Origin of the sequence: Mycobacterium sp. E2699, from assembly GCF_001666745.1 — a bacterium.
In the GTDB taxonomy this organism is placed as follows: domain Bacteria; phylum Actinomycetota; class Actinomycetes; order Mycobacteriales; family Mycobacteriaceae; genus Mycobacterium.
This window is the reverse complement of the sequence record NZ_LZJH01000093.1, coordinates 1-12,631: the sequence shown is the minus strand read 5'-3', so window position 1 is coordinate 12,631 and position 12,631 is coordinate 1. Positions and strand designations below refer to the sequence as shown.

The 12,631-nt window shown below is 70.1% G+C and carries 14 protein-coding genes and 1 pseudogene; 6 read left to right on the top strand and 9 right to left on the bottom strand.

What is annotated here, in order from left to right; genetic code table 11:
- Positions 1 to 17: 17 nt before the first annotated feature.
- Positions 18 to 1,325 carry an ROK family transcriptional regulator gene (locus A5696_RS17010; protein WP_067881540.1) on the bottom strand — a complete coding sequence of 436 codons (1,308 nt, stop codon included), beginning with the start codon at positions 1,323 to 1,325 and terminating at the stop codon, positions 18 to 20.
- A gap of 177 nt (positions 1,326 to 1,502) precedes the next feature.
- Here A5696_RS17010 and A5696_RS17005 point away from each other — a divergent pair, with 177 nt between their 5' ends.
- Positions 1,503 to 2,252 (top strand): SDR family NAD(P)-dependent oxidoreductase, encoded by a 750-nt coding sequence (locus A5696_RS17005; protein WP_067881363.1) that lies wholly within the window; start codon positions 1,503 to 1,505, stop codon positions 2,250 to 2,252.
- Here the strand turns inward: A5696_RS17005 and A5696_RS17000 are convergent.
- On the bottom strand, positions 2,236 to 3,528 hold the full coding sequence (locus A5696_RS17000) for an Ig-like domain-containing protein (RefSeq protein WP_067881360.1): 1,293 nt from the start codon (positions 3,526 to 3,528) through the stop codon (positions 2,236 to 2,238). The two genes, A5696_RS17005 and A5696_RS17000, sit on opposite strands and share 17 nt — an antisense overlap.
- Positions 3,529 to 3,649: 121 nt before the next feature.
- Positions 3,650 to 4,768: a UDP-N-acetylmuramate dehydrogenase gene (locus tag A5696_RS16995; protein WP_067881357.1), complete on the bottom strand. Its 1,119-nt coding sequence runs from the start codon at positions 4,766 to 4,768 to the stop codon at positions 3,650 to 3,652.
- A gap of 26 nt (positions 4,769 to 4,794) precedes the next feature.
- On the opposite strand from A5696_RS16995, the gene A5696_RS16990 reads away from it, so the two are divergent.
- The 3 genes from A5696_RS16990 to A5696_RS16980 are packed head-to-tail and all read left to right on the top strand — an operon-like array spanning position 4,795 to position 7,234.
- Complete coding sequence (locus A5696_RS16990) at positions 4,795 to 5,313, top strand: DUF2505 domain-containing protein (protein WP_067881354.1); 519 nt, start codon at positions 4,795 to 4,797, stop codon at positions 5,311 to 5,313.
- A gap of 23 nt (positions 5,314 to 5,336) precedes the next feature.
- On the top strand, positions 5,337 to 6,179 hold the full coding sequence (locus tag A5696_RS16985) for a carbon-nitrogen hydrolase family protein (protein WP_067881351.1): 843 nt from the start codon (positions 5,337 to 5,339) through the stop codon (positions 6,177 to 6,179).
- Entirely contained in the window at positions 6,176 to 7,234 is a 1,059-nt protein-coding gene (locus A5696_RS16980) for a DUF2993 domain-containing protein (RefSeq protein ID WP_067881348.1), read from the top strand. Before A5696_RS16985 ends, A5696_RS16980 begins: the two co-directional genes overlap by 4 nt.
- Before the next feature lie 10 nt (positions 7,235 to 7,244).
- On the opposite strand, the gene deoC is transcribed toward A5696_RS16980, so the two are convergent.
- The 6 genes and pseudogenes from deoC to A5696_RS16950 all read right to left on the bottom strand — a co-directional run bounded on the left by deoC (position 7,245) and on the right by A5696_RS16950 (position 11,361).
- Positions 7,245 to 7,937 (bottom strand): deoxyribose-phosphate aldolase, encoded by a 693-nt coding sequence (gene deoC / locus A5696_RS16975; RefSeq protein ID WP_067881345.1) that lies wholly within the window; start codon positions 7,935 to 7,937, stop codon positions 7,245 to 7,247.
- The gene (locus A5696_RS16970) at positions 7,937 to 8,350 is read right to left on the bottom strand and encodes a DUF2599 domain-containing protein (RefSeq protein WP_067881342.1); all 414 of its coding nucleotides are present in this window, start codon (positions 8,348 to 8,350) and stop codon (positions 7,937 to 7,939) included. The genes deoC and A5696_RS16970 overlap by 1 nt, the downstream gene beginning before the upstream one ends.
- Positions 8,351 to 8,354: 4 nt before the next feature.
- A complete protein-coding gene (locus tag A5696_RS16965) occupies positions 8,355 to 8,642 on the bottom strand; it encodes a DUF2516 family protein (protein WP_197517001.1) in 288 nt (95 codons plus the stop codon).
- Between the two features lie 103 nt (positions 8,643 to 8,745).
- Positions 8,746 to 9,339 carry a heparin-binding hemagglutinin HbhA gene (hbhA, locus tag A5696_RS16960; RefSeq protein ID WP_067881339.1) on the bottom strand — a complete coding sequence of 198 codons (594 nt, stop codon included), beginning with the start codon at positions 9,337 to 9,339 and terminating at the stop codon, positions 8,746 to 8,748.
- A 133-nt stretch (positions 9,340 to 9,472) separates the two neighbouring features.
- Positions 9,473 to 9,893 (bottom strand): annotated as a pseudogene (locus A5696_RS16955) (helix-turn-helix domain-containing protein); the annotation flags it as partial.
- Positions 9,894 to 9,975: 82 nt separating this feature from the next.
- Positions 9,976 to 11,361, bottom strand: coding sequence for a DUF445 domain-containing protein (locus tag A5696_RS16950; RefSeq protein ID WP_369803363.1), 1,386 nt, complete (start codon positions 11,359 to 11,361; stop codon positions 9,976 to 9,978).
- Between the two features lie 133 nt (positions 11,362 to 11,494).
- Here A5696_RS16950 and A5696_RS16945 point away from each other — a divergent pair, with 133 nt between their 5' ends.
- Both A5696_RS16945 and A5696_RS16940 read left to right on the top strand, forming a co-directional pair.
- Complete coding sequence (locus A5696_RS16945) at positions 11,495 to 12,196, top strand: TetR/AcrR family transcriptional regulator (protein WP_067881333.1); 702 nt, start codon at positions 11,495 to 11,497, stop codon at positions 12,194 to 12,196.
- Between the two features lie 238 nt (positions 12,197 to 12,434).
- A partial coding sequence (locus A5696_RS16940) for a class I SAM-dependent methyltransferase (RefSeq protein ID WP_197517000.1) occupies positions 12,435 to 12,631 on the top strand: 197 nt, incomplete at its 3' end.

The window sequence follows — 12,631 nt, the reverse complement described above, 5'->3', positions numbered from 1 at the left end:
CGAGCGCGCCGTTCGCTCTACGCGGACGACTCGCCGGCGGCCTCTCGCAGCCGGGACTCCAGCGCCCCGGCGCGCCGCATCGCGCCCAGCGGATCCGCGTAGAGGCCGCCCAGGGACACCGTCCCGGCCCCGGCCTCCTGGACCCGGTTGCCGAAGGCGGTGACGCGGATGTCGCGCGCGGGAAGGACCGAGCGCACGGCGAACGCCGCCTCCACCTGCCCCATCGCCTCCGGGTACTCGGTGAAAGCCTGGCCACCGACCACCAGCTCGTCGGGGTTGAGCATGTCGCGCAGCAACGCGACCGCCTCGCCGAGCACCCGGGCCCGCTCGGCCAGCAGGGCCTGGGCCTGCTGGTTACCGGCCCGGGCCACCCGCAGCAGGTCGGCCATCGCGGTCGTGGCCCCCGCGGTGCGGTTCCCGGGCGGGACGCCGGGCAGGATCTTGAGGCGGCGCGCCGCGACCAGGACCGCTTCGTCGCTGACGGTGGATTCCAGCTGGCCCGTCCCGCCGAGCAGCTCGGAGTGGGCGGGCAGGGCCGCGATGGTGCCCGGCCCGCTGGCCGGGCAATGCACCCGGCCGCCGATCACCAGCGCATAACCCACGGTCTCGCGGGCGTACACATACAGGCTCGTCGGCGAGCTCGGCGCGAAGCGCCGCAGGCCGAGCAGCAGCTCGGCGCCCGCCATCGCGTCGACGTGCGAGGCCACCGACAGCGGCAGTCCCAGCGCGTCGGCCAGCACCGGGCCGACGGGCGCCTGCCGCCACCCCAGCCGCGGGTGGTCGACGAGGCCGGTGGCGCCGTCGACGGTGCCACCGATCGCGACCCCGACCCACAGCGGCCGGCGCCGGTGCCAGCGCTGCAGGTACCGCGAGGCGCTCTCGGCCAGCGACGCCAGCGCGGGCCCGGGGGGCGACAGCGGCGTCGGGGTCTCGACGGTGTCCAGCGTGCGGCCGAACAGGTCGGTGGCCACGATGCTGGTGGTGCGCGCGCCGATGTGGATGCCGAGCGTCACGAACGGTTCGTGGTTGACCTCCACCGGCACCCGCGGGCGCCCGATGGCCCCGGAGACGGCCAGGTCGGCGCGTTCCCGCAGCAGGCCCGCGTCCAGCAGGGCGATGACCTGGCGGTTGACCGTGGCGATGCTCAGCGAGGTGACGGCCGCGATGACGTCGCGGCCCACCGGGCCGCGCAGCCGGACGGCGCGGAACACGGATGCCGCCGCCGAGTCCGAGATGTGTAGCGCCGGAGGCAGGATCTGGCGGTGCATCCGCGGAAGGCCTTTGCGGCTGTGGGAATGGTGGCTACGGGTAAGGGTAGTGCGCATGGGTGTCCTTTTGTGTGCGAGTTCCTGATGGCCGGCTTCGGCCACACCTGAAAGTCAGGAGCGGCAAAGTGCGCGACAACAACACGCACCCGCCGCGCACAGACACGCGGCGGTGTTGTTGATCAGGGCGCCAAGGAGCACCCCGAGAACTTAGCACGTTCACTAGAGTTGTTCCGTGTGAACGCAGCTGGGGGACAACGACGGGTCGCGGTGGTTACCGGGGCCAGTTCGGGCATCGGTGAAGCGACCGCGAAAACCCTTGCGGCACAGGGGTTCCACGTGGTCGCGGTGGCGCGCCGGGCGGACCGGCTCGAGGCGCTGGCCGACGAGATCGGCGGCACCGCGATTGTGGCCGACGTCACAGACGACGACGCGGTGCGGGCGCTGGCAACCGAATTGAGCCGGGTCGACGTGTTGGTCAACAACGCCGGTGGCGCCTGGGGGCTGGAACCGGTCGCCGACGCCGACCTCGAACACTGGCAGTGGATGTGGGAGACCAACGTGCTGGGCACGTTGCGCGTCACCCGCGCGCTGCTGCCCAAGCTCATCGACTCCGGCGACGGCCTCATCGTCACGGTCACCTCGGTCGCGGCCATGGAGACCTACGACGGCGGCGCCGGCTACACCGCGGCCAAGCACGCGCAAAGCGCCCTGCACCGCACGCTGCGCGGTGAACTACTCGGAAAACCGGTGCGGCTCACCGAGATTGCGCCGGGCGCGGTCGAGACCGAATTCTCCCTGGTGCGCTTCGACGGCGACCGGCAGCGCGCCGACGCCGTCTATGCCGGGATCACGCCGTTGGTGGCGGAAGACGTCGCCGAGGTCATCGGGTTCGTGGCCACGCGGCCATCCCACGTGGACCTCGACCTGATCGTCATCAAGCCGCGCGACCAGGCCAGCGCGACGCGGTTCAACCGCCGGGGCTAGGCGACGGGCTCGTGGTCGTCGCCGGAGTAGAAGTGGGCGTGCCCGACAGCGTCGGCGCGTTCGACGGGGTGACCGGCGCGGTGACCGGAATCTGAGTGGCCGGCGGGTGCGCGGTCGCGGGCGGCAGCGCCGACATCGCCACCCAGGTGTCCCAGTCCACCGCCCAGTCCCAGATGTCGCCGTCGGAGTAGGACAGCTGGATCGAGCTTCCCGTCACCTCGACCGGGTCACCGTAGATCGCGGTCCGGTAGTACTGCTCGGCGTCGGCCGTCGACAGGTTGATGCAGCCGTTGGTGACGTTGCTGTTGCCCTGCGCGCCCGCGCTCGACGGGTTGGCGTGGATGAACTCGCCGTTGTTCGAGATCCGCACCGCCCAGCGCTCGTGGGCGTTGCTGTAGCCGGCGGCCGGGTTGGACATGTAGAAGTCGGAGTACTTCTCGGTCACCACGTGGATGCCGTTGCGGGTGACGTTGCGCGCCTTGTCGGCCTCCCCGTAGCTGCACGGGAAGTCCATGATCACGCCGGCGTCGGTGACGACCTGGATGCGGTGCGAGGAGACCTCGGCCTTGACCACCTGCCGCCGGCCGATCTGGAAGTGCAACGAGATGTCGTCGGCGCCGTACGCGCCGTCACCGAACGGCCGTCCGTAGAACTTGGCGTCGACGTTGACGGTGGTGCCGGCCGGGTAGTACTCGCGGGTCCGGTAGTGGACGCGGGCGCCCTGCGCCTCGTCGGGCAGCCAGGCCCAGCTGCCCTCGACGGGCGGGTCGGTGGTGACGGTGAGCGCCTTCTCGACGGCGGCCTTGTCGCTGATCGGCGAATCGAACTGGATGATGATCGGGGCCGCGACACCGACGGTCTGGCCGTCGGCCAACTGGAAGGCGCCGCTGATCTTCTTGCTCGGCGACACGGTGGTGAACTTGCCGCTCACCGGGATCGCCTTGCCGTTGTGGCCGACGGCCGACCCGCTCCAGGTGTAGGTCGCGTCGTAACCCAGCGGTTCGGTGGTGGTGAAGACGGTGCGGTCGGAGTTGAACGACCCGGCGACCGCCTTGCCCGACGAGTTCGTCAGCGCCACCTTCTGGAACCAGCCGTCGGTGACCTGCACGCTGATCGGCGCGATCGGGACCACGTCCGCTGCGGAGTCGGCCGGCTGGAACTTCAGCTGCGGCGCCGGCGGCTCCTTCTTCTCGGCCTGTTTGTTGGCCACCGTGCCGGCGCAGGCGGCCAATACGCCGGGGGCGAACACGCCGAGCCCCAGGGCCGCCAAGGCCATGCGCCGGTTGACCGGCGGGGGGGAACTGGAGGTGCTCACGACAGTTAAAGATACCGTGAGACAAGACCCCTACCCCGCCATGACAATTCGAGGCCGGGGCGCCGCTTCCGGGAATTTGCGGCTAAAGCCTGCAACCGAGCAGGACAGGCTCCGGTTCCAGTGTGATACCAAACACAGCGCGGACTCCGTCACGCACGGTGCGGGCCAACGCGATCACGTCCCCGGCGGTCGCGCCGCCGCGGTTGGTCAGGGCGAGAGCGTGCTTGGTCGACAGCCGGCACGGCGCCTCCGGGCCGCCGGGTTCGGGGTCCGGGTAGCCCTTGTGAAAGCCCGCCCGCTCCACCAACCAGCCCGCGGCCAGCTTGACGCCGTCCGGCGCCGGGTAGTGCGGGAGCGGGCCGTCCACGCGATCGGCCAGCCGCTCGTACACCTGGCGGGAGACCACCGGGTTGGTGAAGAACGAACCCACGCTCCAGGTGTCGTGGTCGGCGGCGTCGAGCACCATGCCCTTGGCCGACCTGAGCGCCAGCACCGCCCGGCGGACGTCACCGGGGTCCGCGCGCTCACCGCTGGCCGCGTTCAGCGCGGCCGTCAGCTCGCCGTAGCGCAACGGCGCGCTGCGGCCCGATGCGTCCAGCGCGAACTCCACTTCCAGTACGACGGAAGGGATTTCACCGCCCGAGCGGTTGGCCCGCTTGAACGCGCTGGTGCGGTAGCCGAAGCCCAGCTCGTCGGCGGGCACCCAGCGCACATCGCCGGTGCGGCGGTCCAGCACCCGGACGCGGGTGAGGGTGTCGGACACCTCCGCCCCGTAGGCCCCGACGTTCTGCACGGGGGTGGCCCCGGCCGAGCCGGGGATGCCGGACAGGCATTCCAGCCCGCCCAGGCCGTGCTCGATGGCCGCAACCACCACGTCGTCCCAGACGGCGCCCGCCTCCGCGCGAAGCACGTTGCCGTCGACGGTGACGGCGTCACCGGCCAGGCGCACCGCGGTCAGCTCGGGCAGCGTGTCGGCGATGACGAGGTTGGAGCCGCCGGCAAACACCAGCACCGGCCCGCCGCCGCCCGTGCGGGCCTCGTCGTCCAGCTGCCCCAGCACGGCGACCACCTGTTCGGCGCTGGTGCAGGTGATCAGGCGCCGGGCGACCGGCCCGACCCGCAGCGTGGTCAACGGCGCGAGCGGCGCCGCATCGGCGACGTGGGCACCGGCGAACAGCGAACCGGCACCGGTCGGTTTCATGGCCCGTAACGGTAGCCTGGCCAGCTATGCCGCGTTCATTCGAGTTGTCGGCCGACTACCAGGCGAGCGTCGAAGAGGTTCATCGGGCCTTCCACGAGGAGGGCTATTGGCGCGCCAGGCTGGCCGACATTCCCGTCGACGAGGCGAGGCTGGAGTCGATGCGCATCGGCGGCGAGTCCGGGGACGACGGCACCGTCGAGGTGGTCACGCTGCAGGTGGTGCGCAGCCACAACTTGGCCGCCGTCGTCAAGCAGCTGCACCGGGGTGACATCCGCGTCAGACGCGAAGAAACGTGGGGACCGGTCACCGACGGCATCGCCTCGGCGTCGATCGCGGGCACGATCGAGGGCACCCCGGTGCACGTTTCGGGCACCGGCGAGCTGTTCCCCGTCGCCCGCGGCGCCCGGATCTCCTACTGCGTCACCGTGAAGGTGCGGGTCCCACTGATCGGCGGCAAGGTGGAGCGGCTCATCGGCGCCCAGTTGGCCGAGCTGGTGGCTATGGAACAGCGCCTGACCGCGGAGTGGATCGCCAACAACGCCTAACCGCCGGGCCTAAGCTGGCGCCCATGCGAATCGCGCTGGCCCAGATCCTCAGTGGCAGCGATCCGGCGGCGAACCTGCGGCTCGTCGGCGACTACACCCGCCGGGCCGCCGAGGCGGGCGCCACGCTGGTCGTCTTCCCGGAGGCGACCATGTGCCGGTTCGGCGTCCCGCTGGCGCCGGTCGCCGAGCCGATCGACGGGCCGTGGGCGAACGGCGTCCGCAGCATCGCGACGGAATCCGGGATCACCGTGATCGCCGGCATGTTCACCCCCGCCGGCGACGGGCGGGTGACCAACACGCTGATCGTGGCCGGGCCGGGTGCCCCCAACCGGCCGGACACCCACTACGACAAGATCCACCTGTACGACGCGTTCGGGTTCACCGAGTCGCGCACCGTCGCGCCCGGCCGCGAGCCGGTGGTGGTCGACGTCGACGGGGTCCGGGTCGGGTTGAGCGTTTGCTACGACATCCGGTTTCCGGCGCTCTACACCGAGCTGGCCCGGCGCGGCGCCCAGCTGATCGTCGTGTGCGCGTCCTGGGGCTCCGGTCCCGGCAAGCTCGAGCAGTGGACGCTGCTGGCGAGGGCGCGGGCGCTCGATTCGATGAGCTACGTCGCCGCCGTCGGCCAGGCCGACCCCGCGGACGCCCTGACCAAGTCGGGCTCCGGCGCGGGAGCCCCGACCGGGGTGGGCGGCAGCCTGGTGGCCTCGCCGCTCGGCGAGGTGGTCGCCTCGGCCGGCGACGGCCCGCAACTGGTGGTCGCCGACATCGACGTCGACCGGGTGGCCGCGGCCCGCGACAGCATCGCGGTGCTGCGTAACCGCTCCGACTTTGCTCAGCTGGATAGGGCAGAATCGGTTGGGTGACGAACCCACAAGGCCCGCAGGGACCACCCAACGAGGGCCCGTCGACGTGGGCCCGTCCCGCCAGCCAAGGCCCGTTCGGTCAGCCCCCGACTGAGCGGCCCACCGAGCGCATCAGCACCGGTGGCCCGGGCCAGGTCCCGCCGCCGTTGGCGCCCGGCCAGCAACCCGGCCAGCAACCCGGCCAGACAGAGAGGTTGGGCGTCGCGAACCCGAACCCGCCGCGGCCCCCCCACGCGCCGCCGCCCATCCCGCCCGCGGGACCGACGGAGAAGCTGGCCACTCCGAACGAAGAGCCGGCACCGGTGAAAAGAAAACGACGCTTCCTTCGCGACCCGCTGTCCATCCTGTTGATCTGCATCATCGTGTTCGCGCTGATCGTCGCGGGCCTGATCGGGGCCGAGCTGTACGTCCGCCACGTGGCGGACACCAAGGTCGCCGAGGCGGTGGCGTGCGAGGTCAAGGACCAGGCCACCGCCTCCTTCGGCGTGACGCCGCTGATGCTGTGGCAGCAGATGACCAAGCACTACACCAACATCTCGGTGCAGACCGCCGGCAACAACATCCGCGACGCCAAGGGCATGAAGCTCAACCTCAACATCCGCGACGTCCGGCTCCAGTCGACCGCCAACTCGAAGGGCACCATCGGCTCGCTGGACGCCACCATCAGCTGGACCAGTGACGGCATCAAGCAGTCGGTGCAGAACGCGATTCCGGTGCTGGGACCGTTCGTCACCAACAGCGTGACCACTCACCCGGCCGACGGCACGGTCGAGTTGAAGGGCATGCTCGACAACATCACGGCCAAGCCGGTGGTGTCGGGCACCGGGCTGCAACTGCAGATCGTGAGTTTCAACGCGCTGGGCTTCACCATGCCGAAGGAATCGGTGCAGTCGACGCTGGACGACTTCACCGCGCAATTCACCAAGAACTACCCGCTGGGCATCCACGCCGACAGCGTGCAGGTCACCGATACCGGTGTGTCAGCGCACTTTTCGACGCAGAACGCCAGCATTCCCAACGACAACACCACCGACCCCTGCTTCGCCCACGTGTGAGCGGGGGCGGCTAGTCGAGGCCGTCGAGCACCGCGCGGGTGGCCGACAGGCCGAGCCGCGTCGCCCCGGCCCCCACCATGGCCAGCGCGCCGGCGGCGGTGCGGATGCCGCCGCTGGCCTTGACCCCCAGCCGCCCGCCGACGGCCCCGGCCATCAGGGCGACGGCGGCCACCGACGCGCCGCCCGCGGGATGGAATCCGGTCGAGGTCTTGACGAAGTCGGCACCGGCGTCCTCGGCGGCGCGACACACGTCCGCCAGCCGGCGCCCGTCGGCGAGGCCGAGCAGCACCGCCGACTCGACGATCACTTTGAGCACGGCCCGCGGCGCCGCGGCCCGCACCGCCTCGATGTCGGATCGCACCGCGCCGAGCTCGCCGGCCAGCGCGGCGCCGAGGTCGATGACCATGTCGATCTCCCCCGCCCCGCACGCCACCGCATGCGCGGCCTCGTGCGCCTTGACCTCCGACACGTGCTTGCCCGACGGGAAACCCGCCACCGCCGCCACCGGCATGGCGGCCCCGGCGGCGGCGTCGACAGCTTCCAAGGCGGCCGGGACCATCGAGGGCGAGACGCACACCGCGTAGACGCCCAGTTCGGCGGCCTCGGCGACCAGGGCGGCGACGTCGGCGCGGGTTGCCTCGGGTTTGAGCAGGGTGTGGTCGATCAGGGCCGCCAGCTGGGCGCGGGTGGGGTGGCCGGCCACTAGAACGCTTCTTCGGGACCGCCGGGGTTGCAGCCGGTCGCGAACATCTCGGCGTCGTCGACCACCGGGCGCCAGGGCTCCAGGTTCCAGCTCGCCTTGCCCGGCTGGGCGAGCTCGGCGAACTGCCAGTGGCAGACGAACTGCGCGCGCATGCCGGCGGCGTCGGCGTCCGGCGACAGCGCCAGCACCTCGCCCCAGGCCTCGTCCGCGTCGGTGGCGACGAAGGGCCGCCTGGCGGCCATCCGCCCCGAAGGTGTCGGAAAGACCCGCAGGCTGGGCAGCCCGCTCCAGTGCGCCCACTGGGTGTGGTCGATGAAAGGGGGTGCGGGGGTGGCGTCGGCACGAGCGGGAGCCGCCGCCGGCGAGCCGAGCAGCGCGACCGCCACCGCGGGCGCGGCCAGCAAGGCTTTCATCCCGCTAGCGCGACTTGCCCTGGATCTCAAGGAGTTTGGGCCGCACGTCGACCAGATACACGCCGGCCGCGCACGCGGCGATCGCCATGCCGAGCACGCCGAAAACGGGATACAGGATGGAGGACATCGCCACGGCCCCGCCGAGGATGAGCAACCAGACGGGTTTGGTCAGCTTGTCTGCGGCGGTATATGCGTCGCGCCGCTGCAGCGCCGCGTGCACAAACGCGTACACCGCCGTCACCAGGATGGCGAGAAGCAGGACCCACATGACGGTGTTCACTACATGAGGCACGCCATAAGGGTATGCGGGCGGCCCGCAAAACGTCGACTCCGAGTCGCCCCGGAGGGCAACTCGGAGTCGAGCGTCATCTCACCGAGTTCGCCTCGGTGCCGGATTACTTCTGGGTGACCTTCTTGGCCGACGCCTTCTTGGCCGGCGCCTTCTTGGCCGCAGCCTTCTTGGCGGGCGCCTTCTTGGCCGGGGCCTTCTTGGCCGACTCGGCCTTCTTGGGCAGGTCGATGCCGACCAGCTTGGCCGCCCGCTCACCGACCGCGCGGGTCTGGGAAGCGACGGTGCCCAGGGCCTCCTGGGTCAGCTCGACGGCTTGGTCCACGTAACCCTCGGCGCGGGCCGACGCGTCCTCGAAGGGCCGCTGGCTGCGCAGGCGCTCCAGGGCCGACTCGCCGCGCTCGACCAGCTCGTTGTACCGGCTGGTCGCCGCCTCCAGGTAGCCCTCGGCGGCCTTGCGCAGCTCCTCGGACGTGAACCGCTCGCGCAGCTCGGTGAACTGCTCGGGCAGGTCCTCCTGCAGCTTCGACAGGCGCGCGCGGCGCTCCTCGACCCGGCTGCGGGTCTCGGTGCGGGTCTCCTCGGCACGCTCACGGATGTTGGCGATCAGCTCGTTGACGGTGGCCAGGGCCAGGTCGGCGGCGCCCAGGGCTGCCAGCAGCGGGGCACGCAGGTCCTCGACGTTCGAATTTTCAGCCATGTGCTTCGTGTTTCCTTTCATGATTTGTCTTGCTATCGGGGTTACTACTTCTTCTCATCTGAAAAAAGGGCCAAGTGTCAGTCCTGGGGGTGAATTCGGGGGGAATTGTCAAGACCCGCGGATTGACAGGGCAATCACTCGTCGCTGTCGGATCCGCTCGGACACTCCTCCACAATCGATTCGTTCTGCTGGGTGAACGACGCGTAGATCTCCAGCAGGATCTGCTTCTGCCGCTCGGTGATCGCCGTGTCGGTGATGATGGCGTCGCGCACCTGGCTCTTGTCGCTGGGCTCGAGGATCCCGGCCCGCACGTAGAGCACCTCGGCCGAAACCCGCAGCGCCTTCGCGATCTGGTTCAGGACGTCCGCGGACGGCTTGCGCAATCCGCGCTCCACCTGGCTCAGGTAAGGGTTGCTGACACCGGACCGCTCGGCGAGCTGGCGCACCGAGACCTGCGCGTTCTCCCGCAGATCCCGGATGAAGCTGCCGAGGTCGGAGGCCACTTCGGAAGCCGCCGTGGACACCTTGGCCGAGAGTTTCTCCTCCGGCGGCATCGCGTACTCCTCGGGTGGGCCTGATCGTTACGCGCCCAGAGTACGACCAAGTGCTTGCTATTGCAAGCACTTGTTAGCACCCCTAGAAAAGCAGCTGCGCGACGGCGTAGATGATCAGCCCGGCCAGGGACCCCACGACGGTGCCGTTGATCCGAATGAACTGCAGATCGCGCCCCACGTGCAGCTCGATGCGCCGGCTGGCCTCCTCGGCGTCCCAGCGCTCGATGGTGTCGGTGATGATCGCGGTGATCTCCACCCCGTATTGGGAGACCAGGTGCTGGGCCGCCCGCACGATCCAGTTGTCGACCTTGTCGCGCAGATCGGCGTCGTCGCGCAGCGACTCCCCGATGCGGACCACGGTGTCGGCGATGCGCGTGCGCAGCGTGCTGGACGGGTCGTCGACACCCTCGAGCACCAGCCTTTTCAGCGTCCGCCACGCCGTCGCCGCGGCGTCGGCGATCTCGTCGCGCGCCATCAGCTGTTCCTTGACCGCCTCGGCGCGGGCGATGGTCTCCGCGTCGTTCTGCAGGTCGTCGGCGAACTCGAACAGGAAGCGCGTCGCCGAACGGCGCAACTCGTGGTCGGGGTTGCGGCGGACCTTGTCGGTGAAGTCCATCAGCTCGCGGTGGATGCGGTCACCGACGAGATGGTCGATGAAGCGGGGCGACCAGCTCGGGGAGTCGCGCTCGACCACCCGCTGGATGACCTCGCCGGCGTTCAGCGACCACTGGAATGCCCGGTCGGCCAGCAGCTGGATCAGCGCCTCCTGGCGGTTTTCGGCCAGCAGGGTGGACAGCACGCGGCCCACGGGCGGACCCCATTGCGGCTCGGCGATGCGGCGGACGATCATCCGGTCGATCACCTGCTGGACGTCCTCGTCGCGCAACAGCTCCACGAGCACCCGCAACACCGTCGCCGTCTCGCTCGCCACCCGGGCTGCGTGGGTGGGCTCCGAGAGCCACTTGCCGAGCCGGCTGGGCACCTGCGCGTCGCGCAGCTTCGTCTCGACGACCGGCGCCGACAGGAAGTTCTCCCGCACGAACGTGCCCAGGCCCTCGCCGAGCTGGTCCTTCTTGCGCTTGATGATCGCGGTGTGCGGGATGGGAATGCCGAGCGGGTGCTTGAACAGCGCGGTGACCGCGAACCAGTCGGCCAGCGCGCCGACCATGCCGGCCTCGGCGGCGGCCCCGACGTAGCCGACCCAGACCGCGGTGGCGCCGTGCGCCTGCGCCCACCGGCAGGCGAGAAACACCACGGTGGCGCCGACCAGGAAACCCAGCGCGACCGTCTTCATCCGGCGCAGCGCCGCCCGTCGCTGCGCGTCGGCCTCCGGATCGGCCCCGGCGAAGGATTCGGCGAGGGACGGTCGAGCCCTGCCGGCCGGGGGCGCGATCAGATCCGGGTCCGACGGCGGGACGCCGGACCGGCTCGGCGCTTCGGCTCTGTCCGGGGCTCTGTGTACCACCACACCATCATCTATCGCCGTGGGCAGTTAGTGTTACCGCCCTGCTTGTGGCCCCCCAGCGTCCGCAGCCCATGCGCCTAAACCGGCCCGGTAACCCGTAGTATCGGGGGCGTCGATTGAGTGGGAAGCGGCGAGAGTGGCAGAGCGGATAACGGCCGCGACCATCAAGACGGATGGTCGCAAGCGGCGCTGGCACCAACACAAGGTGGAGCGGCGCAATGAGTTGGTCGACGGCACGATCGTGGCGATCCGCCGGCACGGCCGCTTCCTGAGCATGGACGAGATCGCCGCCGAGATCGGCGTCTCCAAGACCGTGCTGTACCGCTACTTCGTCGACAAGAACGACCTGACCACCGCGGTGCTGATGCGCTTCGCGCAGTCGACGCTGATCCCCAACATGGCGCGTGCGCTGACGTCCAACCTCGACGGCTTCGACCTGACCCGCGAGATCATCCGGGTGTACGTCGAGACCGTCGCGGAGGAACCCGAGCCGTATCGGTTCGTGATGGCCAACAGCTCGCCGACCAAGAGCAAGGTGATCGCCGACTCCGAGCGGATCATCGCCCGGATGCTCGCGATGATGCTGCGCCGGCGCATGCAGGAGGCCGGGATGGACACGGGCGGGGTGGAAACGTGGTCCTACATCATGGTCGGCGGCGTGCAACTGGCCACCCACTCCTGGATCTCCGACCCGCGGATGAGCGCCGACGAGCTGATCGACTACCTGACCATGCTGAGCTGGAGCGCGATCTGCGGCATCGTCGAGGCGGGCGGCTCGCTGGAGAAGTTCCGCGGGCAGCCGCATCCCTCGCCGATCCTGCCGCCGCGAGAGCCGTGAGGCGGCGCCAAGACGCCTCACGTGGGCGTGGGCTGACGCCTCGAGGCCGTGGACCCATGCCGTTCGCACCACCAACCCGCCCCCGCGTCTTGTGACGGGTATGTGACGTAGAGCCAAGCCTTGAAATGCGACTTGGACAGCCTTAACGGCTAGCATGCAGGGGATGCATCGGGGGTAAACCGGGGCGCGCGGGCGCTGGGAAGCCCGGGACCCGAGATACAGAAAGGCTCAATACCTCATGTCTGTGCAGCTCACGCCGCATTTCGGGAATGTGCAAGCACACTACGATCTCTCGGACGACTTCTTCCGGCTGTTCCTGGACCCCACCCAGACCTACAGCTGCGCCTACTTCGAGCGCGACGACATGACGCTCGAGGAGGCGCAGAACGCCAAATTCGACCTGGCGCTCGGCAAGCTGAACCTCGAGCCGGGGAT